Source organism: Amantichitinum ursilacus, assembly GCF_001294205.1.
In the GTDB taxonomy this organism is placed as follows: Bacteria; Pseudomonadota; Gammaproteobacteria; order Burkholderiales; family Chitinibacteraceae; genus Amantichitinum; species Amantichitinum ursilacus.
Window position 1 is genome coordinate 201,302 of sequence record NZ_LAQT01000001.1, and the last position, 23,992, is coordinate 225,293.

Annotated in this window: 20 protein-coding genes; 10 read left to right on the top strand and 10 right to left on the bottom strand. The window is 61.2% G+C overall.

What is annotated here, in order from left to right; all coding sequences use genetic code 11:
- Positions 1-244: 244 nt before the first annotated feature.
- On the bottom strand, positions 245-2,239 hold the full coding sequence (locus tag WG78_RS00880; protein WP_053935899.1) for a phosphocholine-specific phospholipase C: 1,995 nt from the start codon (positions 2,237-2,239) through the stop codon (positions 245-247).
- Positions 2,240-2,541: 302 nt separating this feature from the next.
- On the opposite strand from WG78_RS00880, the gene WG78_RS00885 reads away from it, so the two are divergent.
- Positions 2,542-3,954: a PA0049 C-terminal domain-containing protein gene (locus WG78_RS00885; RefSeq protein WP_083458670.1), complete on the top strand. Its 1,413-nt coding sequence runs from the start codon at positions 2,542-2,544 to the stop codon at positions 3,952-3,954.
- A gap of 52 nt (positions 3,955-4,006) precedes the next feature.
- On the opposite strand, the gene clpB is transcribed toward WG78_RS00885, so the two are convergent.
- The 3 genes from clpB to cysG form a co-directional block, all read right to left on the bottom strand.
- Positions 4,007-6,589: an ATP-dependent chaperone ClpB gene (gene clpB / locus WG78_RS00890; RefSeq protein ID WP_053935901.1), complete on the bottom strand. Its 2,583-nt coding sequence runs from the start codon at positions 6,587-6,589 to the stop codon at positions 4,007-4,009.
- 322 nt (positions 6,590-6,911) lie between these two features.
- Positions 6,912-8,216, bottom strand: a complete 1,305-nt coding sequence (locus WG78_RS00895; RefSeq protein ID WP_053935902.1) for a GGDEF domain-containing protein — start codon at positions 8,214-8,216, stop codon at positions 6,912-6,914.
- A gap of 164 nt (positions 8,217-8,380) precedes the next feature.
- Positions 8,381-9,781 (bottom strand): siroheme synthase CysG, encoded by a 1,401-nt coding sequence (cysG, locus tag WG78_RS00900; protein ID WP_053935903.1) that lies wholly within the window; start codon positions 9,779-9,781, stop codon positions 8,381-8,383.
- A gap of 120 nt (positions 9,782-9,901) precedes the next feature.
- Between cysG and WG78_RS00905 the strand changes: the two genes are divergently transcribed.
- From WG78_RS00905 to WG78_RS00915, 3 genes are all read left to right on the top strand, one after another.
- A complete protein-coding gene (locus WG78_RS00905) occupies positions 9,902-10,210 on the top strand; it encodes a c-type cytochrome (RefSeq protein ID WP_053935904.1) in 309 nt (102 codons plus the stop codon).
- A 30-nt stretch (positions 10,211-10,240) separates the two neighbouring features.
- On the top strand, positions 10,241-10,903 hold the full coding sequence (locus tag WG78_RS00910; RefSeq protein ID WP_053935905.1) for a glutathione S-transferase family protein: 663 nt from the start codon (positions 10,241-10,243) through the stop codon (positions 10,901-10,903).
- A 128-nt stretch (positions 10,904-11,031) separates the two neighbouring features.
- The gene (locus tag WG78_RS00915) at positions 11,032-12,396 is read left to right on the top strand and encodes a glycerophosphodiester phosphodiesterase family protein (RefSeq protein ID WP_083458671.1); all 1,365 of its coding nucleotides are present in this window, start codon (positions 11,032-11,034) and stop codon (positions 12,394-12,396) included.
- Between the two features lie 277 nt (positions 12,397-12,673).
- On the opposite strand, the gene WG78_RS00920 is transcribed toward WG78_RS00915, so the two are convergent.
- Both WG78_RS00920 and WG78_RS00925 read right to left on the bottom strand, forming a co-directional pair.
- Positions 12,674-13,276, bottom strand: coding sequence for a PEP-CTERM sorting domain-containing protein (locus tag WG78_RS00920; protein WP_083458672.1), 603 nt, complete (start codon positions 13,274-13,276; stop codon positions 12,674-12,676).
- Positions 13,273-14,049, bottom strand: a complete 777-nt coding sequence (locus WG78_RS00925) for a PEP-CTERM sorting domain-containing protein (protein WP_053935907.1) — start codon at positions 14,047-14,049, stop codon at positions 13,273-13,275. Before WG78_RS00925 ends, WG78_RS00920 begins: the two co-directional genes overlap by 4 nt.
- Positions 14,050-14,461: 412 nt before the next feature.
- On the opposite strand from WG78_RS00925, the gene WG78_RS00930 reads away from it, so the two are divergent.
- Positions 14,462-14,857, top strand: coding sequence for a VOC family protein (locus WG78_RS00930; RefSeq protein ID WP_053935908.1), 396 nt, complete (start codon positions 14,462-14,464; stop codon positions 14,855-14,857).
- A 9-nt stretch (positions 14,858-14,866) separates the two neighbouring features.
- On the opposite strand, the gene WG78_RS00935 is transcribed toward WG78_RS00930, so the two are convergent.
- The 4 genes from WG78_RS00935 to WG78_RS00950 form a co-directional block, all read right to left on the bottom strand.
- A complete protein-coding gene (locus WG78_RS00935) occupies positions 14,867-15,358 on the bottom strand; it encodes a metallophosphoesterase family protein (RefSeq protein WP_053936168.1) in 492 nt (163 codons plus the stop codon).
- Positions 15,359-15,391: 33 nt separating this feature from the next.
- The gene (locus tag WG78_RS00940) at positions 15,392-17,209 is read right to left on the bottom strand and encodes a sensor domain-containing diguanylate cyclase (RefSeq protein ID WP_053935909.1); all 1,818 of its coding nucleotides are present in this window, start codon (positions 17,207-17,209) and stop codon (positions 15,392-15,394) included.
- A gap of 698 nt (positions 17,210-17,907) precedes the next feature.
- Positions 17,908-18,516, bottom strand: a complete 609-nt coding sequence (locus WG78_RS00945; RefSeq protein WP_053935910.1) for a hypothetical protein — start codon at positions 18,514-18,516, stop codon at positions 17,908-17,910.
- On the bottom strand, positions 18,513-18,881 hold the full coding sequence (locus tag WG78_RS00950; protein WP_053935911.1) for a response regulator: 369 nt from the start codon (positions 18,879-18,881) through the stop codon (positions 18,513-18,515). The genes WG78_RS00945 and WG78_RS00950 overlap by 4 nt, the downstream gene beginning before the upstream one ends.
- Positions 18,882-19,191: 310 nt before the next feature.
- Here WG78_RS00950 and WG78_RS00955 point away from each other — a divergent pair, with 310 nt between their 5' ends.
- The 5 genes from WG78_RS00955 to WG78_RS00975 all read left to right on the top strand — a co-directional run bounded on the left by WG78_RS00955 (position 19,192) and on the right by WG78_RS00975 (position 23,978).
- A complete protein-coding gene (locus tag WG78_RS00955) occupies positions 19,192-19,617 on the top strand; it encodes a response regulator (RefSeq protein WP_053935912.1) in 426 nt (141 codons plus the stop codon).
- Positions 19,618-19,645: 28 nt separating this feature from the next.
- Positions 19,646-20,101, top strand: coding sequence for a chemotaxis protein CheW (locus tag WG78_RS00960; protein WP_053935913.1), 456 nt, complete (start codon positions 19,646-19,648; stop codon positions 20,099-20,101).
- Positions 20,098-21,585: a CheR family methyltransferase gene (locus WG78_RS00965; protein ID WP_053935914.1), complete on the top strand. Its 1,488-nt coding sequence runs from the start codon at positions 20,098-20,100 to the stop codon at positions 21,583-21,585. The genes WG78_RS00960 and WG78_RS00965 overlap by 4 nt, the downstream gene beginning before the upstream one ends.
- Positions 21,586-21,631: 46 nt before the next feature.
- Entirely contained in the window at positions 21,632-22,177 is a 546-nt protein-coding gene (locus tag WG78_RS00970; protein WP_083458675.1) for a chemotaxis protein CheW, read from the top strand.
- Positions 22,178-22,253: 76 nt separating this feature from the next.
- Positions 22,254-23,978, top strand: a complete 1,725-nt coding sequence (locus WG78_RS00975) for a methyl-accepting chemotaxis protein (RefSeq protein WP_053935915.1) — start codon at positions 22,254-22,256, stop codon at positions 23,976-23,978.
- Positions 23,979-23,992 lie beyond the last annotated feature (14 nt).

Below are 23,992 nucleotides of genomic sequence, written 5' to 3' on the forward strand. Positions count from 1 at the left end.
TTGATCGTGAGCCCGGATTTTAACAGGTGTCGCCGCCCCGCGCGCTAGCGCATGGCGGCGCATCCTGATGTGGGACTGGGCGTCCCCGTCGAGACCCACCATCCAAAGCCATACCCAGATGCTGCGATATGCGCGTCTGGCCTGGATTTGGGTGGGTTCGCCCCCGCCCGCCAGCATAGCTACCCGCCGCGATACAGCATACGGCCTTGATTGATGGGCCCAGACGCGGACGCCAAACCCCTCATCAGCCCGTAAACGGCATTTCGGTCTTGCTTTCCACACCCTCGATATGGCCTGCAAATTCGCGCGCAAACAGGCTGTCGCCGCTCAGCGTGATCACATAGTCATACCAGTCACTGTTGGTAGGAAAGCTGCCGCCGATGGTTAGCCCGGCTGGCACAGTCACCGTCCAGACGCGGCCGCCGCTGCCGTCGGCGGGCGCATTGCGGCGCTTGACGGTAAACACGGCGGGTGTGGTGGTCGACGCATTCACAAACGACAGCGCAATCGGCGCACCGGCCGCGCCCAGCGTAATGGTCACTTCGGGCTCGGGCTGGTTCTGCCACGCGGTGGCGCTGATATTGCCGGCAAAGCGACGGTAGAAGCGGTTAGGGCCATACAGGCTGATGTCGTATTTGCCGCCGCCATAGGTGTTAACGCTGAAATAATCCTTGGCCTGCACGCCATCGCCAGTCACCTGATACCGCCAGGGCCCATCGGTGCGATAGGCGTTCACGTACGCCGTCATCATCACGTCTTTCGGGCCCTGGTTGGTCATATACACCCAGTAACGGCCGGTGGAACGTTCCGCGCCGCCCCAGCCATTCAGCTGATACGGTTGTACGCGGGTCGGGCGCGGTCCGGTTTCCTGGGTTGGCGCGGTCGTGGTGGCGATGGGTTTGGCGGCGGGCAGGTTTTTGCATTCCGTCGCGGCGGCCGCAGCCAGCGCGGCGGTGTCGGGCAGCGTGGGGAAGGCGTAGTCGCCCGCGTTAAAGTTGAATGCGCTGGTCAGATCGCCGCACACCTTGCGCCGCCACGCGCTGATATTGGGTTCCTGCACGCCGGTCCAGGCTTCCAGAAAGCGCAGCGTGGAGGTGTGATCGAACACTTCGCTGGCCACATAACCGCCCTTGGACCACGGCGAAATCGCCAGCGCCGGAATGCGTCCGCCCAAGCCTATCGGCAAACCGTTAACAAACTCATCGGCGGTGCCGCTGGGCGCCACCGGCGACATTGCATGATCAAAAAAGCCACCATTCTCGTCGTACACCAGAAAGAACACGGTTTTTTCCCACACCTTGGGGTTGGCGGCGAGTGCGGTTAGAAACTGGTTTACATAATTAGCGCCCGGATTGGGGCCATGGTCCGGGTGTTCGGATAGCGCTGTCGGGGCCAGAATCCACGACACCGCGGGCAACGTGTCATTGGCCACATCGTTGGCAAATGCGGTGGCGGCGCGGCGTTGCATACCGTTGATATACAAGGGCGAAGTGGTCGCGGCATTCTTGAAATTGTTAAACCACGCCAACGCGTTGTCGTCGAAATTGTCGGTTTCCTGGTACACGCGCCAGCTGATGCCCGCGGCCTGCAGGCGCTCGGCGTAGGTGGTCCAGGTGTAGCCCTTTTCGCTGTTGTCGATGACCGGGCCGCCGTTCTTGCCTTGCGGATCGATGGTGCCCGTCATCAGGTACAAGCGATTGGGGTTGGTGGGGCCCATCACCGAATGAAAATAATGGTCACAGGTGGTGAAATTGTCGGCCAGCGCGTAATGCCACGGGATATCCGCGCGGTTGAAATAGCCCATCGACAAGCCGCCCTTGGCGCTATACCACTTGGTCAGCTTGCCGTTGTCCCAGGCGGTGTGGCCCGAGGTCCAGTCATGCGCCACATCGGCGGCGCATTCGGCAGCGGTGGTTTTAAGGTTGTGATGAAACGGGCACTGAATCGTGCTGCCGCTCTTTTGATAAAACACATTGGCTACGCCATTGGCCGCGTTTTGCAGCAGCGGATGGTTGTCACCAAAGCCGGACACGCCATTCAGGCTGCCAAAGTAGCTATCAAACGAGCGATTCTCTTGCGAGAAAATGACCACATGCGCGATCGAACCCAAAGTGCCGCTGCCCGCCGGGGCCGCCAGTACTTTTTGCAGGCCGGGCGGCAACATCGAGGTGGCCAACGCGGCACCCGCTGATTGCATAAAGCGGCGGCGGTTAAAAGGCGGCTTTTTGTGGTCATCCATGGTCTCGTCTCCGTCATCAGTTTGTCTGTATGTGCCAGGCCCGCAACGAGCCGACGCCAGCGCAAGGTAGGCAGCGCAGATTGCGGATTTGTTAAGCAAAAACAGCCGGAAACCGACACTGACCAGCTGGTTATGGGGGCGATGTGTTGCGCAAAGTATCGCGCCATCGCGTGCAGGCGCACGGACGTCTAGATGATCGTCAACGCGCCTCAAATATCAGCGCGCCAGCGGGGGCTGCCCGACGGGCGGCAGTGCCGGTAGACTGCGGCGTTGGCGCAAACAAACCCCGGGTGGAGTAATCGATGCAGAAAAACTGGTTAGCGATGATGGCCTTGGTAACGGCAAGTTGGGCGCATGCAGCATGCATCGATGCCTCGCGGCCGCTGTCGGTGGAAGAGCAGCGCCTGGCCAATACGGTGGTGCCAGGCGGCGAAGCGTTCTCGGCGCAAATCCTGCGCGCCAGTGGCTTTGATCAATACGGCCCGGCCTTTGCCAGCGCCTTGTGCCAGCAACCTTCGTTCGCCGCCGCTGACCAGTTCATCCGCCATAGCGGCATTGCCTTGTGGCAGGCGGCACTCGACCGCGTGCAGGGCCGTGCGGTGCGGGGCGATTTGCCGCATGGCGATGACCGCATGCTGTACTGGTCGCGCTTGCAATTGACCGCAGCAGTGCGGCAATGGCAGCCCGGTTTTAAATTAAGCGAGGCGCAACGCGGGCAATTGCTGTGGACGCTAGAACGCGCCTCGCGCGGCCAATTCAGTATTCAGTTTCCTTCGGGCGCCCAATATCGCCGCATCATCGTCAGCGGCTTCGATCCCTTTACTTTGGGCAAACCGGGCAGCGCTGACGCGCATGTGCGGATTGGCAATCCATCAGGCGCATTGGCGCTGGCGCTGAATGGCCGCCAGATCACATTGAGCGATGGCAGCATCGCCGTCATCCAGACTTATCTATTGCCAGTTAATTACCAACCGTTCCGCCAGGGCATGCAAGAACATACGCTGCTGCCCTTTATGCGCGGCCCCAATGCCGTGCAGGCGTCGATTACGGTGAGCCAGGGCGGCAAAGGCGAATTCTGGATTGAGCAATGGCATGGCCGGTATCACGCCACCCACTTTGCCGATAACCTCGGCGAAATCATTCCGCCTTTATTAGCGCACCAAGGCGATTCGGATATCTATCCGCCCAGCGATGTATTGGGCTACAACGCCAAACCGTGGCAACAAAACCAGCCGCCGCAATGGTTGGGCACCAGCTTGCCGGTGGCGGCCATGATCAACGCACACACCGGCGCGGGCATCGCCAATCCCTACGCGGGCGGCTTTGAAGGGTTTCCGGTGCTGTGGCATACCTCATTCAGCGCATTTGCCGATTGCAACGCCAATACCATTACGCATTTCAATGAAAAACAAGGCGGGCCTTATCCACCTGTGAATGCGCCCGCGATTCCCGCTCCCGATAGTTGCGCGCAAAGCGGGGGCGGCGGCAATTATCTGTCCAATGAAAGCGGCTATCGCAATGTATTGCTGCGCGAAATACATAACCCCAAAATGCGGGCCGGACATTTGCATGTACCGGTGATGACGGTATTTGATCCGCAAGACAGCAGCGCAATGACGGATGCGATCTTTGAGCAATATCGCGACAGTGTTGTTTTGCAAAGCACGCGTTTGATTGAAGCGATAGCGCAAAGCCTGGTTAAACCCGCGCTATAAAAAAAGCCCGATGGTTTGCGCCATCGGGCTTTGCTTTTCAAAAATAAACGCATTACACCTTGCTAAACACCATACGCGAGCCGCTGGCGTCCACCTTGATCGTATCCTTCGCGGCAAACTCGCCTGCCAGCAATTGCTTGGCCAACGGGTTTTCGATTTCGCTCTGGATCGCGCGTTTCAGCGGACGCGCGCCGTACACCGGGTCGAAGCCCGCGTCGGCCACCACGTCGAGTGCGGCGTCGCTCACTTCCAGCCCGATTTCCATTTGCGCCAGCCGTTGTTGCAGGCGGGACAGCTGGAAGCGCGCGATATTGCGGATCTGCGATTGGTCCAGCGCGTGGAACACCACCACTTCGTCAATCCGGTTAATAAACTCGGGCCGGAAATGCGTTTTAACTTCGGCCAGCACCGCCAGTTTCACCACCTGATAATCATCCGACGCCATGGCCTGGATTTGCTGCGAGCCCAGGTTGGACGTCATCACGATCACCGTATTCTTGAAATCGACCGTACGGCCCTGGCCATCGGTAAGGCGGCCGTCGTCCAGCACTTGCAGCAGCACGTTAAACACGTCCGGATGTGCTTTTTCGACTTCATCCAGCAGGATGACGCTGTACGGTTTGCGGCGGATGGCCTCGGTCAGATAACCGCCTTCTTCGTAGCCGACATAGCCCGGCGGCGCGCCAATCAAGCGGCTGACCGAGTGTTTCTCCATGAATTCGCTCATGTCGATGCGGATCAGGTGCTCATCCGAATCAAACAAAAACTCCGCCAGCGCCTTGGTCAGTTCGGTTTTGCCGACGCCAGTGGGGCCGAGGAACAAGAACGAACCATACGGCTTGTTGGGATCAGCCAGGCCCGAGCGCGAACGGCGGATGGCATCGGAGACCAGGCGCACGGCCTCATCCTGGCCTACCACGCGTTTATGCAACGCGTCTTCCATGCGCAGCAATTTGTCGCGCTCGCCTTGCATCATCTTGCTCACCGGAATACCGGTAGCGCGGCTGACCACTTCGGCGATTTCTTCCGCGCCCACTTGCGTGCGCAGCAATTTATTCGGCGTGTTGGCGCTGCCTTCGGCCGCTTCGGCAGCGTGCAGACGTGCTTCCAGTTCTGGCAACTTGCCGTATTGCAACTCGGAGGCCTTGTCCCATTCGCCGGCACGGCGCGCGGTGTCCATCGCCAGTTTAACCTGCTCGATTTCTTCCTTGATCGACTGGCTGCCCAACACGGCGGCTTTCTCGGCTTTCCAGATTTCTTCGAGGTCGGAATACTCTTTTTCCAGCTCGCCTATTTCGGTTTCGATCAGACCCAGCCTGCGTTGGCTGGCCTCATCCTTCTCACGCTTGACGGCTTCGCGTTCGATCTTGAGCTGGATAATGCGGCGGTCCAGCTTGTCCATCACCTCCGGCTTGCTGTCGATTTCGATCTTGATGCGCGATGCGGCTTCGTCAATCAAATCAATGGCTTTGTCGGGCAAGAAGCGGTCGGTGATATAGCGATGGCTTAGCTCGGCCGCTGCCACGATGGCCGGATCGGTGATCTCGACGCCATGGTGTATCTCATACTTTTCTTGCAAGCCGCGCAGGATGGCAATGGTGTCTTCCACGCTGGGTTCTTCCACCAGCACTTTCTGGAAGCGCCGTTCCAGTGCGGCATCTTTTTCGATGTTCTGACGATATTCGTCCAGCGTGGTGGCGCCAATGCAATGCAGTTCGCCGCGCGCGAGGGCGGGCTTGAGCATATTGCCGGCGTCCATGGCGCCTTCGGCTTTACCCGCACCCACCAAGGTATGGATTTCATCGATAAAGATGATGGTGCTGCCTTCGTCCTTGGCCAGTTCGTTCAGCACGGCTTTCAGGCGTTCTTCAAACTCGCCACGATATTTGGCGCCGGCCAGCAAGGACGCCAGATCAAGCACCAGCACGCGTTTGTGCTTGAGCGAATCCGGCACTTCGCCGTTGATAATGCGTTGCGCCAGGCCTTCGACAATGGCGGTTTTGCCCACGCCAGGTTCGCCGATCAGCACCGGGTTGTTTTTGGTGCGGCGTTGCAACACCTGGATGGCGCGGCGGATTTCATCGTCACGGCCGATCACCGGGTCGAGCTTGCCTTGGCGGGCGCGTTCGGTCAGATCGGTGGTGTATTTAGTCAGTGCTTCGCGCTTCTGGTCGGCATCGGCGCTATCCACGCCCGCACCGCCCCGCACGGCTTCAATCGCGGACTCGATGGCGGCCTTGTTGCCACCGTGCTGTTTGAACAAGCGCGCGGTGTCGCCCTTGTCATCGGCCAGCGCCAGGATATACAGATCGCTGGAAATAAACTGATCGCCGCGTTTGGTGGCGGCTTTGTCGGTCAGGTTGAGCAGGTTGGCCAGATCGCGCGACACGGTGATCTCGCCGCCGTTGCCTTCCACCTTGGGCAGCCGTTCGATCGACTGGGTAAGCGCCTGCTTGAGCGGTTGGGCATTGACGCCAGCGCGAGCGAGCAGGGCGGGGATGCCGGAATCGGCATCATTAAGCAGCGCCAACAGCAAATGTTGCGGCTCGATATAAGCATTGTCGTTGCCCAGCGCCAGGCTTTGGGCGTCGGCAAAGGCTTGCTGAAATTTGGTTGTGAGTTTGTCAAAGCGCATGATTGGCCCTCTGGTAAGTCGTGCAATTGACCAAAAGATGGGCACCACCTGGCGCTTTTCAAGCGAGGGGGGATAGAAAAGACCGCGCTGGGGGTAGGGTTGGAACATTGCGCTATACGCGCGGCTTTTGTCGGGGGGCGTTACCGCGTTCGGGGCAACGTGCATTCGGTGGTGCCCTGGATGCCGGACGGCCCCCGAACGGGGCCAGGGCCATGCGGCCCCAACCTGTGCGTTGTCCCTGAAGGGGTAACGCACCCTACGCCAGGTCTACGCACTGTTTGTGGGTGGGGTACGACCGGCGCGGGCGGTGGCCCGGCTGGGGTCAGGGTGCGTGGCCCACTACGCGGTTGCGGCCGTTGTGTTTGGCTTCGTATAAGGCGGCGTCGGCGCGGGCCAGCGCGGCGGATAGCGCCTCGGGCGCGGCGTAGGTGGTGACGCCAAAGCTGGCGGTGACCGCCAGCGCTTCGGGCCATTCGGCCGCGCGGATGTGCAAGCGCAGTTTCTCGGCCAGGCGCGTGGCGGCGTCAAACGGCGTGTTGGTGCAGATCAGCATGAATTCCTCGCCGCCCCAGCGCACCAGATAATCGCTATGGCGAATCTGGCTGCCCAGTTCGCGTACCAGTTGCTTAAGCACCGCATCGCCCACACCGTGGCCGCGCTCGTCGTTGATGCGCTTGAAGTGGTCCAGATCAATAAACACAATCGAGAAGGTGTCGACGCCCTTGCGCGCCTTTTTCATTTCGCGCACCAGCTCGTCGCGGATGCCGGCGCGATTGCGCGCACCGGTGAGCGGGTCGCGCCGCGCGGCTTCTTCGATGCGCAGGTTCTGGATTTCCAGCGAGATATTCATCGCTTCCAGTTCTTGCTGGCGCGCGCGGCTGGCGGCCAGGTTTTGTCGTACGCGATGCAGGCCCAGCAACAGATAGATCATCGCCGCGCCGGCCCACAGCGCCACAATCACCAGCAGCAACGCTTCGCGGCTGATCCACTTGCCGCAGAACGCCAGCGCGGTGATATCGATACGATGCAAGCCCGGTTCGCGCATGCCGGGCGTGGCAATCTGCAGCATCACCACATTGGATAAATCCACCGCCGATCGATCGGCCGGGATGCGGTTATCGGCCAGCCAGGCCGAGTTAACGTTCAGATTATTAAGGCGTATGGTCAGCGCGTCGTGGTCATTGGCCGGGTTGGGCGTTACGTCCAGCTCATTCAGCTTCCAGCTGTTTTCGTCTTCGGCGCGCGATTGGCTTAAATCAAAATTGCGCAGAAACAGCCGCAGGCGATGGCTGCCCGGGCCGTGATAGCTGGCCTCGATATACACCGAGTCATAATCGGACAGGTCGACGCCATGGGCCAGGCTATCCGTGCGGATATCCAGTTGGCAATACGGGCTGCCTGCCTTGGCGCCCACGCTGCATTCCAGCCGCCCGCCTTGCGCCGACGGAATAAATTGCGCGATGGAGTCGCCCTCGGGGCGGTCATCCGTGACGCTATACCGATAGCCAGTTTGCGGGCTGATTTCCAGACGACGGTTCATGCCCCAGTGTTGCCAGCCCAGCAACACCAATGTGAGCAAGATCAGACCCGCCATCACGTAACGCAGTTTGCCTACGTCGTGAGCCATGCTTTGCCTGAGCGCGATGATTGTGATTGTTATTGGGCTGTCCCGATGGTCAGAGCAGCCATGCCAGCATCATAAAGGTCGCGCGCAATTTGAGCATGCACGACGTGCTGGTTGGTACAAACATGCCGAAACACGGTGGCGGTGACTGATGTGTTTACAACAACTTAAGCGGTCTGCTGCGCGCGGTACCACGCCAGCTTGTCGGCCAGGCTAACCACATTGCCAATGATGATCAGCGCGGGCGGTTTGATTTGTGCGGCGGCAATCTGCTGCGGCAGCGTGGCCAGCGTGCCGATCAGCACGCGTTGTTGTGGCAACGTGGCCTGCTGCACCACGGCGGCCGGGGTATCGGCGGCGCGGCCGTGGCTAATCAATTGTTCGCACAGGCGCGGCGCTTGCGCCACGCCCATGTACACCACCACGGTTTCGTTCGGGTTGGTCAGGCGCGGCCAGTCCAGTTCGATTTCGCCTTCGCGCCGATGGCCCGTTACCAGCGTGACCGATTGCGCATGATCGCGATGGGTGAGCGGAATGCCGGCGTAACACGATGCGCCTGCGGCCGAGGTGATGCCGGGCACCACCTCAAACGGCACGCCGTTTTGCGCCAGCTCTTCAATCTCTTCGCCGCCGCGCCCAAAGATGAACGGGTCGCCGCCTTTCAGCCGCACCACGGTTTTGCCTTGCTGCGCCAGGGTCACCAGCAAGGCATTGATATCTTGCTGCGGCAGCGCATGGTTGCTGGCCTTTTTGCCGACGTAGATGCGCTCGGCATCGCGCCGCACCAGGTCGACAATCGCGGGCGAGACCAGGTTGTCGTACAGCACCACATCGGCCTGCTGCATCAAACGCAGCGCCCGGAAGGTGAGCAAATCCGGGTTGCCCGGCCCCGCGCCCACCAGATAGACCGCGCCGCGATTCAGTTCGGTGTCGTCGGCTTGCGCCAGCTGGGTTTGCAGTTGCGCGAAGGCGGCGGCGCTGTCGCCCGCCAGCGCTTGCTCGGCGGCCGGGCCTTCCAGCGCGCTTTGCCAGAAGCGGCGACGCGCGCGTTCGTTATCGCCAAAACGGGCTTTGACCGCATCGCGTAAATCACCGGCCAGTCGGGCCAGCGTGCCATAACCTTGCGGCAGCAAGGCTTCCAGCCGGGTACGGATCAGCCGCGCCAGCACCGGCGCACGGCCACCAGTGGAAATCGCAATCTGCAGCGGCGAGCGATCAATCAGCGCCGGCACAATAAAGCGACACAGCGCCGGGTTATCCACCACGTTGACCAGAATGCCGCGCGCTTCGCAGTCGGCAAATACTTGTTGATTGACCGGCGTGTCGTCCGTCGCGGCAATTACCACGCGCTGGCCAATCACGTCGTCACTTTGATAATCCCGCGCCAGCCACACCACCTGGCCTTGCGCCGCCCACTGCGCCAGCTCGGCCACCAGCGTGGGCGCCACCACCTGCACCTGTGCGCCTGCGCTTAGCAGCAGACGGCATTTGCGCAAGGCCACGTCACCACCGCCCACCACCAGCGTGTGTTGTTTTTGCAGATTCAAGAACAGCGGAAATGTATCCATAACGAGCGGTAATGATCCAGATCAAAGTATGACGACGGGATGTCCGTCAGGGTGCGTGCGCGGCTATTTTAAACCATCCCGGCCCCCGCACCGGGCAACACTCATAAAAGGATCTGGACTATGAATTCTCGCTATCTGGCTTTACTGCTGCTGGCTGGCCTGGCCGCCCCCGCGCTGGCAGCCGATCCGGAGGCGCTGGCGCAATCTAAAAATTGCCTGGCCTGTCATGCGGTCGACCACAAAGTGGTGGGCCCGGCCTATAAAGACGTAGCGGCCAAATACAAGGGTCGTAAAGACGCCGTGGCTTATCTGGTGGGCCGCGTGCGTAATGGCAGTTCGGGCGATTGGGGCCCGGTGCCGATGCCGGCCAACGCCGTCACGGACGATGAAGCCAAACAACTGGTGACGTGGGTGCTGAGTCGCAAATAAGCGCGCCGCCCACCGTCAAGGAGGGCGTGGATGTACACCTTATATGGCACTACCGGCTCTGGCGCGGCTGTGGTTGCAGCGGCGTTGGCGGTGATCGGCGCGCAATATCGTAATGTTGACGCGTCCTCCTGGGACGAAGGCCCGGGCCGCGATGAACTGGCCCGGATTAACCCGCTGGTGCAAATCCCCACACTGATTTTGCCGGAAGGCACGGTGATGTCGGAGAGCGGCGCCATCCTGATCGAACTGGGCTTGCGCCATCCCGAATCCGGCCTGCTGCCGCAGGAACCCGCCGCGCGTGCCCGGGTAATTCGCGGCCTGGTGTATCTGGGCGCCAACAATTACGCCGCCACTGGCATCAACGATTATCCCGAACGCTGGTGCGATGCCGCGACCGAAGACGACATCGCGCGCATCCGCAAAGGCACGCAGGCGCGCGCCGGATGGCTGTGGGATGTTTTTGCCGATACGTTTTTCCATCCCACCCCCGCGGAACCGTGGCTGGGCGGGGCGCAGTTGAATGCGCTCGACATCATGGCCGCCATCCTGTCCAAGTGGACCGGCGCGCGTAAACATCTGGCGCAAAGCCGACCGGACTTTCTGGCGCTAATGCTCAAAATCGAAAAAACCGGCGTGATGGCCGAGATCCAGGCGCGTTACTGGCCGCCCGAAGGCCCACCTGATCTGGCATAAGCGCCGTATGCAAATCGGTGGGCGGCGCCGCGATTGAATTGCAGATGTAACAAGCCGTATCGCAAAACTGTCATGAAACTGTTGCTCAATGACTGCGCTTGAAAAAACGCACACATTGGAGCGACTCGATGAACCACCCGCAAATGCGCCGTCTGGCGCTGCTGTCCGCCTGCCTGTCCGCCGCGCTGCTTGCCGCGTGCGGCGAGGGCAATGATTCCGCACCGCTGCCCACGCTGGACGGGCAAAAGCCGATGGTGATTGGCCATCGCGGCCTGCCGGGCCTGCGCCCGGAAGAAACCCAGCCGTCGTATGAACTGGCCGCCGATGATGGCGCTGATGCGCTGGAAGAAGATCTGCACCTGAGCAAAGACTGTGTGCTGGTGGCGCGCCACAACCCGTGGCTGAGCGACAACACCAACATCGCTGATATCGCTAAAACCAACGCGGATTTTGCGGCGCGTAAACGCACGGTGCCGGGCCGCCTGGTTAACGTGACGTGGCCAACCACCGCCACCAGCGGGCCGTCCAGCTATCTGGTGGATTTAACCGACCCGAATGATCCGAAATCGGTGCTGAAATCGCTAATCGTCGATGGCGAAGACCACACCAACGATTGGTCGATTACCGACTTTACCGCGGCCGAACTCAAGCAGATCGGCGGCACCACTTACGACGCCGCCAGCGAGCGCCCGTCGCAGTATAACGGCCTGTATCCGATCCTGACCTTCCAGGAAATCATCAACATCGCCAAGGCCAAGAGCGCGCAATACGGCCGCTCGATTGCGGTGTACCCGGAAACCAAAAACCCGACCTGGAACAACGCACAAGCCATTGCCAACGGTTGCGGCGCGCCGGGCAGCCATCCGCTGGAAGATGCGCTGATCAAGATCCTGAACGACAACAGCCTCAACAGCAAAACCGCCGCCGTGTTCGTGCAAAGCTTTGAGCCGGGCAGCCTGAAATACATGCGCAGCCACGGTCTGAACACCCGCATCGTGCAGTTGATCGACGCTTGGGACGTCAATCTGAAAGACGGCAGCGTGGTGTACAACGAAATCACCGACAGCCGTCCGTACGACTGGACCGTCGCCGGTGATCCGCGCTGGTTTGATGCGATGCTGACGCCCGCAGGTCTGGCCGATATCAAAACCTACGCCGACGGTATCGGCCCGTGGAAACCGATGATTGTGCCGCTGAAGATCACCCCGTGGCCGGGCGACACCAACGCCGATGGCACGCCATTTAGCGGTTCGACCACGCAAGCCACGGTGCAACCGGCCACCTCGGTGGTCAAGGATGCGCACGCTGCGGGCCTGTTCGTGCACGTGTTTACCTTCCGCAATGAAGCGAAATACCTGGCAGGCTCGTACAAGGGCAATCCGGATGCGGAATACCAGACCTTCTTCCAATTGGGCGTGGATGGCGTGTTTACAGACTTCACCAATACCGCCGTGGCCTCGCGCGATGCGTATCTGAAGACCATGCGCCAGTAAACCAACGGCCCATAGGGTGGGACTAGTCCCACCACTCAAAGCCCACGAGAAGAATGCACACGTTAGCGTTCTGCCTTGCGGCTTTGGCGGGAGGGACCAGTCCCACCGTTCAAAGCCAGTGAGAAAGACGCGCGTGTTTGCGTTCTTGTCTGCGGCTTTGGCGGGTGGGACCAGTCCCACCCTATGCCTCCAGCAGGCCTTTACACGCCAGAGGTCAGGATAAAAATGCCCCGAAACCATTGCCGGTTTCGGGGCGTTGTCTTGCGTGCGATCAAGATCAAGCCGCCGGCACCGCCGTGCTGGCCTTGCCCGCCTTGCGTCGCGCCAATACCGCCATGGCGCCCAGACCCATCAGCGCCCAGGTTTCGGGCTCAGGGACCGGGGCCAGGTTGATGGCGTCGACCGACCACTGATTAAAGCGGGTGTCGAATTTGCCGTCGATTTCGAGGGTGTCGATCGCGCTGGTAAAGCTGGCGTCCGCGGTAAACCATTGATAGTCGGCGCCATCACGGACCGGGTTAAACACCTGGCTGGCCACCTTGACACCGTTGCGATAGCCGCTGATGACCAGACTGCATTGCTCATCCCAGCTGAAGTAATAGTTCCAGCCGCCAAACTCGATGCTGCTGAGCACGGACGGCGTTTTCAGCGTGATAAAGGCGGGGCCCGCAGTGCCCAGAATCGCCTGACTGCCGCTGGGAAAATTCAGCCCGGCCGAGCTGGATTCGAGTGTGATGGAGGGGTCCAGCCCCAGCCCGTCGTAGGTCCAGGGCAGAAACTGCGGGGGCGCGGAAATGCCGTTGAACGTGATCAGTTCTGCCTGAGCGTTGGCGCCTGCCGTGGCGAGCGCGGCCAGCAATAAAAGTGATTTGAGTTTCATTGTTGTGCTCCGCTACGGTTTTTGCGCTGTTGCCGCCGTGCCACCAGGCCCATCATGCCCAGCCCCATCAAGGCCCATGTTTCGGGTTCCGGTACCGCCGCCAGGGGGTTGGCCACGGCGGGTAGATCCTTGATGTACACGATGTCCAGGTCGTCGATCAGCCAGCGTTGCCCCAGGCCGCCCGAGACAAACGACACCGCCGTCAGCGGGGTATCGGCGAAGGGCGTGTCATACCACTGGAAGGCGGTATCGCTGAGGTTGACGGTGAACGAGCCCACCAGCGCATCGCCGTTGTAACCGTTGATGGTCAGCGTGCTGCTACTGAACGCGCCGCCGCCCCAGCTTTGGGTGAAGGCAGCGGCATCCAGCCCTTGCAGCACAAACGGGATGGTGTCGACATAGACCGGATCACCACCGCCCAGCGTGTAATAGCCGCCTGCGGCCAAAACCACCGGATCGTCGTTGTACAAATAGTTAAACAGCGCGTGGCTGCCGTAATCGAAGGTCAGCGCGCCAAAGTGGGCGTTGTAGTAATCCGAGCTGACGGTATATACCGGCGTGCCTTCGGGCGGGCCGTCAATGGCCCAGGCATCGCCGGTATGCAGTTCGGTCTGCACATTGCCGTATTTATCGGTGCCGCTAAGGCCGGCGACCCGGGAAAAGTCGGCGCTGGCAGGGTAGTACGAGGCGACATGGTCAAAATTGATGGCATGCGCCTGCATCGCCAACGCCAGGCAGACCAGGCCAGACGCTGCTTTGATGAGGTGGGACATTCTGGTTTTCTCCGTGATGGACTGAAGGGTGTCGAGCGGGCTCGATCTTGTTCTCGGACCAGTATCGGAAAGAAATTGGCTTAATCAAGGCTTAAGTCAGGATTATTTTATTGACAGAAGCAAACGTGTGAAGCGACTAACATAGGTAGTTTGAGGAAATTAATGTGTAAGAATTTATAGGGCCGGTTAGAGGGGAAAAGCTGAAACCCAGTGAAATAGCCGGTTTCTAGCGCACGGGGGATGCACGTGACCGACAATCCAATGCCGGGCCCGCTTCGCTTGCGGCGGGCAGGTACGCTGTATGAAAGCAGCAGGCTGACGCCCCGGCATCGCCGGGCGCTGGATTTTCGTGCTGGCCATAACGTGCAGCCCGAAGGTTTGTAAATCAGGTGGATCTGAAGGAAAACTGATCATGACAACGGCGCAAAAACACAAAGTGCTGGGCTTGGGCGGTGTCTTTATCCGCGCGCATAACCCGGCGGCCCTGGCGGCGTGGTACCGCGAGCATCTGGGGTTTGAAGTGCAGGATTTTGGCGGCAGCTTTGGCGCGATATTTCCGTTTGCCGAGCGCGAAACGGGGTACCAGTTATGGACGGCGTTTCCGGCCGACACGCCTTATCTGGGCGGCGCGGCGCAAGCGCAGATGCTTAATTTCCGCGTGGCCGATCTGGATGGCTTGCTGGCGCAGTTGCGCGCAGCTGGGGTCAGCGTTGAAGAAGACATTGAGCGCTCGGAATACGGCGCGTTTGGCTGGTGCCGGGATGGCGAGGGCAATCGCGTGGAATTGTGGCAGCCGCCCACTGAATGAGGCCACGCGCTAGCTGGCCGGGCGCGATTGCTGGTCGATCAGTGTCGCGTTGATCAGATCCCACGTGCGTACGGTCAAGCCGCTTGCCGCGATCAGCACATCGCCCACCGCAATTGGCAACGAAAACCGCCGTGGTCCGGCGCTGCCGGGGTTGATGAAGAGGGCGTCGGCCTGCATGCGGATTACCGGCTTATGCGAATGCCCGGTCACCACAATGTGGACACCGGCGGGCAAGGGCTGCGGCACGTCGGCGATGTCGTGCACGGCCAGAAAGCGCACGCCGCCCAGATCGATGATTTCTTGTGCGGCGATGCCGTTAGCCCATGCGGCCATGTCGTTATTGCCACGCACCACGGTCAGCGGCGCGATGGTGCGCAAGGTATCAAGCATGTCGGGGCCCCCGATGTCGCCCGCGTGGACCAGATGGTCGCAACCGGCCAGCCAGTCCAGCGCCTCCGGGCGCAGCAGGTTGTGAGTATCCGAGATCAAGCCGATACGCATCGCGACATCCTGGTTGTTACGGGCCGGCACGCTTTAACCATCACCGTCTCGCGCAAAGCCATAGTTGTTTTTGCCCGCGCGTTTAACCGCGTACATCGCGGCATCGGCCGCATCGATCAGGGCGCCCGGGTTGGCCGGTTGATGCGGGTGGCGCAAGGCGATGCCGATGCTGGTGGACAGATGCAGCACCTCGCCATGCAGCACAAACGGCGCGCGCATCACGCCGACAATCTTGCTGGCCACCTGGGCGGCATCTCGCTCGTCATGCAGGTCTTCCAGCAGCACGGTAAATTCGTCGCCGGCCAGCCGCGCCACCACGTCATTGGCGCGCACCGCTTCGCGTAAACGGCGGGCGAATTCGCGCAGTACCTCGTCGCCGGCATCGTGGCCAAAGCGGTCGTTGACGCCTTTAAAGCCGTCCAGATCCAGAAAAAACAGCGCGACCGGATTGGGATGCCGCGTTTGCCGTACGCAGGCTTCTTCGATGCGGCGCAGGATAGCGCGGCGATTGGGCAGGCCGGTGAGCGGGTCTTCCAGCGCTTCGCGTTGCAGCCGCTCTTCCAACCGTTTGCGGTCGCTGATATCAATAATCATCATGTATACGCCGCGCGTCTGGCCTTGGTGGTCATCGTCCGGGATGACGGTCAGGCGCAAAGTGCGCTCGCCGTTGCGGATCGGCACGGTGGATTCGAATGCCAGTTTCAGCCCCTGCAAACCCTTATCCAGCAACGGTTTGGCGCGCAGCCACAAATCCGGGCCCAGTGCGTCTTGCAGCGGGCGGCCGCTGACTTGCGAGGGGTCTTTGCCAAACCACTCGCGCCAGATGGCGTTGACGTAGCCAACGCGGTAATCGGCATCGATATAACCAATCAGCACCGGCAGATTGTCGGCAATGGTTTGCAGTTCTTCGCGGCTTTGGCGTAATGCGGCTTCGGCATGTTTGCGCGCCGAGATGTCGTGCATGAACAGGTTGAACAGGATCTGCTCGCCATCGGCAATCGGGCTGACGGTCATTTCCACCGCGATGCGCCTGCCGTCCTTGCGCAATACTTCGGTCTCGCGCCGCGCCGCACGCGTGGTACGGCCCTCGCGGATAAATTCGTCGCGCGCAGTGGCGGCGGCAAGGCGGTCTTCCGGAATCAGCAAAAAGTCTTGATAGCGCTGGCCTTTGATTTCTTCGGCGCTCCAGCCGGTCAGGTCGGTGGCGGCCTGGTTCCAGGCCAGAATGCGGCCGTCTTCGGCGGTGCCGATAAACGCTTCGAGCGCGGTTTCCAGCGTGTCGGCCAGGCGCTTTTGCCGGCGATCCACTTCGTCCTGCGCCTGGCGCAACTTGTCGCCATGCGTGGCGGTATTACGCAGTTCCAGTTCGCGCAGATTGATGGATTGTTGCAGCAGCCGCGCCAGATCGATCAGCGCGTCCAGGCTGGCGGCGTCGGGCACGTGCGGCTGGGTGTCGAACACACACAGCGTGCCGATCGCGTAATGGTCCAGCGTGTGCAGCGGCACGCCCGCGTAAAAGCGGATCGAAGGCGGGCCCACTACCAGGGGGTTATCGGCAAAGCGCGCGTCCAGCAAGGCGTCGGTCACCACCAGCGGCTGGTCTTGCGCGATGGCATGGCCGCAAAACGAAATGGCGCGATCCGAGCCGGTGAGGTCGCAGTCATAGCGCGCCTTGAACACCTGGCGGTCTGCATCCACCAGCGTAACCAGCGCGTGCGGCGTGTTCATCAGCCGCGCCGCCAGCCGCGTGGCGCGGTCCAGCGTGGCATCGGGGCCAGCGTCCAGCATCGCCAGCGCGCGCAAAGCCTGCACACGCGCGGCATCATTAGCGGGGATTGGGGCAGGGATCATGCGAGAAACAAAACGCCAGGGCAGATAGAGCGGGGCACGGAGATCTCCAGCGGCGTCGGGTGCGCCGGTTGCTTGTGCCTTAGTTATATCCGTTGCGGGGCAGAACGGCCAGGGGACAACGCTCTGGTACAACGCCGCCGTGCAGCGCAAGCATGTCGCAGGGCGGAAATGTATAGGGTGGGACTCGGCGTCCCCGTCAAGACCCACCAGCCAATGCCATTGATGAGGCCCGCAAAGCGCAAGCATGTCGCGGGCGGAAATTCATAGGGTGGGTCGAGACCCACCAGCCAATGCCATTGATGAGACCCGCAAGCGTTGCGTTCTTTTTTGTGGCTTTGAGTGGTGGGTCTAGACCCACCCTATGCGTTGCGGCGCAGCGGGCGGCTGGGCAACCAGTCAGGCCAGGAAAAGCCATTGATGAAGCCCGCAAAGCGCAAGCATGTCGCGGGCGGAAATGCATAGGGTGGGACTCGGCGTCCCCGTCGAGACCCACCAGCCAAAGCCATTATTGAGGCCCGCAAGCGTTGCGTTCTTTTTTGTGGCTTTGAGTGGTGGGTCTAGACCCACCCTATGCGTTGCGGCAGTGGGCGGGTGTGCAATCGGGCTCGCCAGGCGGGGCCATTGGTGGGGCCCGCAAGCGTGGCGTTCTTCTTCGTGCTTGAAGGGTGGGTCTGTGCCCACCCGATGCGTTGCGGCGTTTAAATGCCGTCGACGAAGCGGTCGAGCGCTTGCCCCAGTGCCAGGATGTCGGTCTCGGGCATCAGAATGATCAGGTGGCAGCGGAAGTCGCGTTCTTCCAGCACAAAATACACTTCCACCAGCAGCGCCACGCGCGCCTGGATGTGTTCGGGCTTCAGCAAGCGATACGCCGGCGTCTGGTCGGCAATCAGCGTGGGCGCCGAAAACGCGCTCAGCATGCCCAGCAGATTGGCGATGCCGCCCACGCATGCGCCCACCAGGATATTGCCGATGTCGAGCAGGATTTCGCCCTTGTTTTCTTTGGTGTCGGCGTCATAGCCCATCACCTCGTGCAGCCCGGCCATGCTTTGCTCGGGGTAGATCACGATGGCTTCGCCGCGAAATTCAGTGGTAAACGCCTGGCGGATGGCGGACACATCGGCGTCGCCCACCAGTCGCACAATTTCTTGCGACAGATTGGCCGCCGCCACCGACGAAATCCGCGGGATAGACAGTTTGACGAACTCGTCCAGCACTTGCGCAATCGACGCGCCCGCCTGGCCCATGCCGATATTGACGAGTTCCTGCAGCGCTTCGCGCTGGTCTTCGGTAAGCAAATCGGTGCTCATAATTGAATTCCGTATTCCTTGAGCACTCGCTCGATCTTGCCGGCATCCACCGGCTTCTGGATGAATGCAATCGCGCCCAGCTCGCGTACGCGCACCTGGGCTTGTTCCTGGATGTCGGCCGACACCACGATCACCAGACCGTTAAGGTCTTCGTCACGGTGCGCCTGCAGCACGCCATAGCCATCCAGATCCGGCATGGTCAGGTCCAGAAACATCACATCGACATTGCCTTGCCGGCACGCGGCCAAAGCCTGATTGCCATCGGCCGCCTGGGCCACGGTGATATCCCAGTGCGCTGGCAACGCCTTGATCAGCATCTTGCGCGCAATCGATGAATCATCCGCCACGAGTATGGAGAGTGGCATACAACGTCCCTTGATTTTTATGGTGCCATGCTTGGCTCTGCGCGCATTTGCGGCAACCGGGAGCGCTCCTGGTGGCAACAAAGGGCGGATTGTTTCAGCCTTGTGCTGAGGCCTGCGGCATGGCATTACGACTTGTCTGATTGTTATGGGACAGGTTTTATAGCATGCAGCACCCCGCTGTCCATGACTGCGGCGTAAGTGTAGCTTGTGCGTGTCAGCATTCCACCCGGCGGTGGCGACCGACGGACGTTTGCGGCGGATGTGCGGAAAGCGGCCCCATTTACTAATCTGCTGTGAGACGCCACGGCAAATGTTCGAGGCGCAAAGCCAAATGACGCAACCGACCGCGAAAGTGCTTATCGTCGATGACGACGAGTTCAGTCGCAAATTATTGAATATACTGATCAGCGCCGAGCAGTACGCCACCTTCGAGTGTTCAAGCGCCGAGGCGGCACTGGCTTTGATGCCCGCCATGCAGCCAGATCTGATCCTGGTGGATCTGATGATGCCGGGCATGGATGGCTTTGAGCTGACGGCCCGGATCAGACAAATAACGGCGTTGCAACAAACGCCCGTAGTGATCATGTCGGCGCTCGACGATATGGCCGTGCATCAGCGCATCGAAGTGTGCGGCGCGGATGCCTTTGTCCATAAACCCATTAATCGCTGGGAATTGCTCGATACCGTCAACCGGTTTTTACGGCCCGTGCCGTTGTCTGACCAGGTAGGGGGCTAGCGCAGTTTGCGGCACACCGAGCTTACACATGCGGCAATTGCTGGAATGGCGCCTGGACGCGCAGCGTTACGCACTTGATCACCATCAGATTATCCGCGTAGAGCGCGCCGCCGCCGTGGCGCCGCTGCCGGGCGCGCCGTCCAGCATTCTGGGCGTCATCAACGTGCGTGGCGAAATCCTGCCTGTGTTTGATGTGCGGGCGCGCTTTGGTTTGCCGACGCGCGCGCCGCAGCCTGGCGACCAACTGGTGCTGGTGCAAACCGCCACGCGCCGCCTCGCGTTTTTTGCCGATCAGGTGCACAGCGTGGCGGCCTGGCCGGACGAAGCCTTGCTCGACGCGACGTCGCTGGGCGTGCAGGACGCCACCACCGCCGCCGTGCTGCGCCTGAGCGATGGCCTGGTCCTGATTCAGGATCTGGATCGCTTTCTGGCGCAAGACGAAGCCGCCTGGCTCGACGATGCGCTGACGGCGGTCCAGGTTTGACTTCGTCGCTGTTCGCCAGCTCATCCGCCTCCGGCCCTGCCGCGATCCCGGAAGCCTTTTTGCAATGGCTGGGGCGCAGCACGGGCCTGAGCTATCCCACCTCGCGTTACGACGAACTGTGGCGCGGCCTGGCGGGCGTGGCGCATGAGCTGGGCCTGGCCGATGCGCAAGCGGCGATGGGCTGGCTGATGACGCGGCCGTATACCCACGCGCATGCCGAGCTGCTGGCCAGTCATCTCTCAGTCGGCGAAACCTGGTTTCTGCGCGAAACGCCGACGCTGGATTTGCTGGAACAACGCTTGCTGCCCGAGCTGATTGAACGGCGGCGCAATCTGGACCGTACCTTGCGCATCTGGAGCGCCGGTTGCTGCAGCGGCGAAGAAGCGTGGACGCTGGCGATCTTGATTTCGCGCTTGCTGCCCGACGCGCCCAGCTGGCGTATCAGCGTGGTGGGCAGCGATATCGTGCCGCGCTTTCTGGAACGCGCGCGCAACGGCGTGTACCGCGAATGGTCGTTTCGCGGCACGCCGCCGTGGCTGCGCCAACGCTGGTTCCAGACCACCCCGGCCGGGCAGTTTTGCGTGGCGGAATCGTTGCGGCCCATGGTGCAGTTTGTGTCGATTGATTTGCTGAATGATCCGTTTCCACCCATCAGCAATATCCCGGCCTTCGACATCATCCTGTGTCGCAATGTGCTGATGTATTTTGAGCCCGCGGCGATGCAACGCATTGTCGACAAGCTACGCGATGCGCTGATTGATGGCGGCGTGTTACTGACGGGGCTGAGCGAAACCGGCCGCCAGCGCTTTGCCGGCTTTAACCAGGAAACCGCGCTCGACGTCAGCTTTTATCGCAAAGGCTTGCCGCCCGCACCCGCGTGGATGCCCGATATGTCGATCTTTGCCGCCGCCGCGCCCGCCGCCGCTGGGGTGACATCGCCACCCGCCGCGCCTGTGCCGGCGCCGCATCTGCCGCGCCCCAGCGCCTTGCATCCGCCCGCGCCCGCACCCGCCGTGATTGCACGCCACGAAATCGCCCAGGGCTTGCTGGACGAACATCGTTACGCCCAGGTCATTACCCTGATCGGCGAAACGCCCACCGCCGACGAATTGCCGCTGCTGGCGCGTGCGCACGCCAATATGGGCCAACTGGCCCAGGCCGCGCGCTGGTGCCAGCAAGCCATCGAACGCGATAAAACCGACGCCAGCCTGCGTTATCTGGCCGCCGTGATTACCAGCGAGCAAGGCGATCTGGAGGGCGCCATCCAGGCCTTGCGTCAGGCGCTGTTTTTGCAGGGCGATTTTGTGCTGGCGCACTATCTTCTGGGTACACTGCTGGCCCGGGCCGGACAGGGCGCTGCCGCCGCGCGCCAGTTGAATGTCACCGCCAGTTTGCTGGCGGGCATGCGCGACGAATATCTGTTGCCGGAATCCGATGGCATGACCGTGGCGCAATTGCGCCAGATGTTGCAGGCCTCGCCATGAAGATGCTGCTGACCTATTCCCATCCTTCGCACGCAGGAGCAAACCGATGACGCTGGAAAGCCCGCCCGCCGATACGGCCGCGATCGACCTGTTGATGCAACAACGCGCGCGCGAGCTGGCGCGGCCCATCCTTGATGGCGCCGCCGCAGGCGAACGCGTGGAAGTGCTCGAATTCATACTGGCGCACGAGCGTTACGCCATCGAAACCGCGTGGGTGCAAGAGGTGTATCCGCTGCGCCAGCTAACGCCCCTGCCGGGCACGCCCGCGTTCGTGCTGGGTATCGTTAACGTGCGCGGCAAGATTGTGTCGGTGATGGATTTGCGCGTGTTTTTTGGCTTGCCAGCACGCGGCATTACCGACCTGAACAAAGTGATGATCCTGGGGGATGGCGAAATGGAATTCGGCATTCTCGGCGATGTGATCATCGGCACGCGCATGTTGCCGCTGGCCGACATCCAGCCGCCGCTGCCCACCTTGACCGGCGTGCGCGCGGATTATCTAAAAGGCGTAACCGCCAGCCAGAGCGTGGTGCTGGATGCGCAACGACTGTTACGCGCCAGCGCGGTTGTGGTGGACCAGCCGAGCGCCTAAGTTAAAACAACATACGATTCTGATAAACAGATCGAACCCGACCAAAACAAGACCAACACGAGCAGGAGAGTGCCCCATGAAGTCGTCCATTGGCGTCAAGCTATGGAGTAGTTTGCTGGTGGTTCTGGCCGCCATCATCATCGTCGGTGTGGCCGCCTGGACCAACATCAACAAATTTACCGAATCCGAAAAAGCCATCGCGCATGCGCTGGATGTGCAAAGCCAACTGGCCGATGTGCTGTCGTTGCTGAAAGACGCCGAAACCGGTCAGCGCGGTTATGTGATTACCGGCGAAGACCGTTATCTGGAACCGTATAACAACGCGGTGGCGCAGATCGACAACCGCCTGGCCACGCTGGCGCAAACGGTCGAGAAACCCGAAACCAAACAAGCCATCGCGCAATTAACCGTGCTGGCCGACGCCAAACTGGCCGAGCTGAAAGAAACCATCGGACTGCGCCGCGATAAAGGCTTTGACGCCGCCCGCGCGGTGGTGCTGTCCGATCGCGGCAAGACCACGATGGATCAGGCGCGCGGCATCGTCACCGAACTCAACAAGAAAGTAGTGGCTGCACTGGAAGCGCGTAATGCCGAGGCCGAGGCCAATTCGGCGTTTACCGTCGACACCATCGTCATCGGTATCTCGCTGACCGCCTTGTTTGTGCTGGGCGCAGGCATTTTCCTGAATCGTGCCATTGTCGGCCCCTTGCGTGATCTGACCCGCGTGGCCGAGCGCATCAGCGTGGGCGATTTGAGCGTGGATGCGCAGGTGGTCAAGCGCGATGACGAAGTCGGCGCGCTCAATGCTGCGTTTATCCGCATGACCGAATCGCTGCGTGGTATGGCGCATGTGGCGCAACGCATTGCCGAGGGCGATCTGCGCGGCAGCATTACGCCGGTGTCGTCCGAAGACGTATTGGGCACTGCATTTGCCACCATGACGCAGAACCTGCGCCAGGTGAATCGCGAAATCGCCGAGGGCGTGAGTGTGCTGACCGCATCGGCCAGCGAAATCCAGGTCAGCGCCAGCCAGATTGCCGCTGCTGCCGCCGAAACCGCCACCGCCACCACCGAGACCGCCACCACGGTGGAAGAGGTGAAGCAGACTGCACTGGTCTCCAGCCAGAAAGCACGTTACGTGGCCGATGTGGCGCAACGCTCGGCGCAAGTGTCGGTGGCCGGGCGCAAGTCGGTGGATGAAAGCATGTTGGGCATGCAGCAGGTGCGTGAGCAGATGGAACAGATCGGCGACAGCATTCTGCGTTTGTCCGAGCAAAGCCAGGCCATCGGCGAGATTATCGCCACCGTGAACGATCTGGCCGAGCAATCCAATCTACTGGCCGTGAACGCCTCGATTGAAGCCGCCAAAGCGGGCGAGCAGGGCCGCGGGTTTGCTGTGGTGGCGCAGGAAGTCAAAAGCCTGGCCGAGCAATCGCGCCAGGCCACCGCGCAAGTGCGCACCATCCTCGGTGACATCCAGAAAGCCACCAGCCGCGCCGTGGTTGCCACCGAACAAGGCAACCGGGCGGTGGAAGCCGGCACACGCTTGTCGCGCGAGGCGGGCGAGTCAATCCGCTTGCTGGCCGAAAGCAGCGACGAGAGCGCCGAAGCCGCCAGCCAGATCGCCGTGTCGGCGCAACAGCAACTGGCCGGGATGGGCCAGCTGGCGCAAGCCGCCGACAACATCAAAGTGGCCGCCACGCAGAATATGGAAGGCACGCGCCAGACCGAAGTGGCCGCGCACAATCTGCACATGCTGGGCCAGAAACTGAAACAAGTGGTCGACCGCTACCAGGTTTGAGGTGTGCCCGCATA

Excerpts from the sequence above, each read along its gene's own strand:
- WG78_RS00880 (WP_053935899.1), bottom strand. The coding sequence starts at position 2,239 with ATGGATGACCACAAAAAGCCGCCTTTTAACCGCCGCCGCTTTATGCAA.
- WG78_RS00885 (WP_083458670.1), top strand. The coding sequence starts at position 2,542 with ATGCAGAAAAACTGGTTAGCGATGATGGCCTTGGTAACGGCAAGTTGG.
- clpB (WP_053935901.1), bottom strand. The coding sequence starts at position 6,589 with ATGCGCTTTGACAAACTCACAACCAAATTTCAGCAAGCCTTTGCCGAC.
- WG78_RS00895 (WP_053935902.1), bottom strand. The coding sequence starts at position 8,216 with ATGGCTCACGACGTAGGCAAACTGCGTTACGTGATGGCGGGTCTGATC.
- cysG (WP_053935903.1), bottom strand. The coding sequence starts at position 9,781 with ATGGATACATTTCCGCTGTTCTTGAATCTGCAAAAACAACACACGCTG.
- WG78_RS00905 (WP_053935904.1), top strand. The coding sequence starts at position 9,902 with ATGAATTCTCGCTATCTGGCTTTACTGCTGCTGGCTGGCCTGGCCGCC.
- WG78_RS00910 (WP_053935905.1), top strand. The coding sequence starts at position 10,241 with ATGTACACCTTATATGGCACTACCGGCTCTGGCGCGGCTGTGGTTGCA.
- WG78_RS00915 (WP_083458671.1), top strand. The coding sequence starts at position 11,032 with ATGAACCACCCGCAAATGCGCCGTCTGGCGCTGCTGTCCGCCTGCCTG.
- WG78_RS00920 (WP_083458672.1), bottom strand. The coding sequence starts at position 13,276 with ATGAAACTCAAATCACTTTTATTGCTGGCCGCGCTCGCCACGGCAGGC.
- WG78_RS00925 (WP_053935907.1), bottom strand. The coding sequence starts at position 14,049 with ATGTCCCACCTCATCAAAGCAGCGTCTGGCCTGGTCTGCCTGGCGTTG.
- WG78_RS00930 (WP_053935908.1), top strand. The coding sequence starts at position 14,462 with ATGACAACGGCGCAAAAACACAAAGTGCTGGGCTTGGGCGGTGTCTTT.
- WG78_RS00935 (WP_053936168.1), bottom strand. The coding sequence starts at position 15,358 with ATGCGTATCGGCTTGATCTCGGATACTCACAACCTGCTGCGCCCGGAG.
- WG78_RS00940 (WP_053935909.1), bottom strand. The coding sequence starts at position 17,209 with ATGATCCCTGCCCCAATCCCCGCTAATGATGCCGCGCGTGTGCAGGCT.
- WG78_RS00945 (WP_053935910.1), bottom strand. The coding sequence starts at position 18,516 with ATGAGCACCGATTTGCTTACCGAAGACCAGCGCGAAGCGCTGCAGGAA.
- WG78_RS00950 (WP_053935911.1), bottom strand. The coding sequence starts at position 18,881 with ATGCCACTCTCCATACTCGTGGCGGATGATTCATCGATTGCGCGCAAG.
- WG78_RS00955 (WP_053935912.1), top strand. The coding sequence starts at position 19,192 with ATGTTCGAGGCGCAAAGCCAAATGACGCAACCGACCGCGAAAGTGCTT.
- WG78_RS00960 (WP_053935913.1), top strand. The coding sequence starts at position 19,646 with ATGCGGCAATTGCTGGAATGGCGCCTGGACGCGCAGCGTTACGCACTT.
- WG78_RS00970 (WP_083458675.1), top strand. The coding sequence starts at position 21,632 with ATGACGCTGGAAAGCCCGCCCGCCGATACGGCCGCGATCGACCTGTTG.
- WG78_RS00975 (WP_053935915.1), top strand. The coding sequence starts at position 22,254 with ATGAAGTCGTCCATTGGCGTCAAGCTATGGAGTAGTTTGCTGGTGGTT.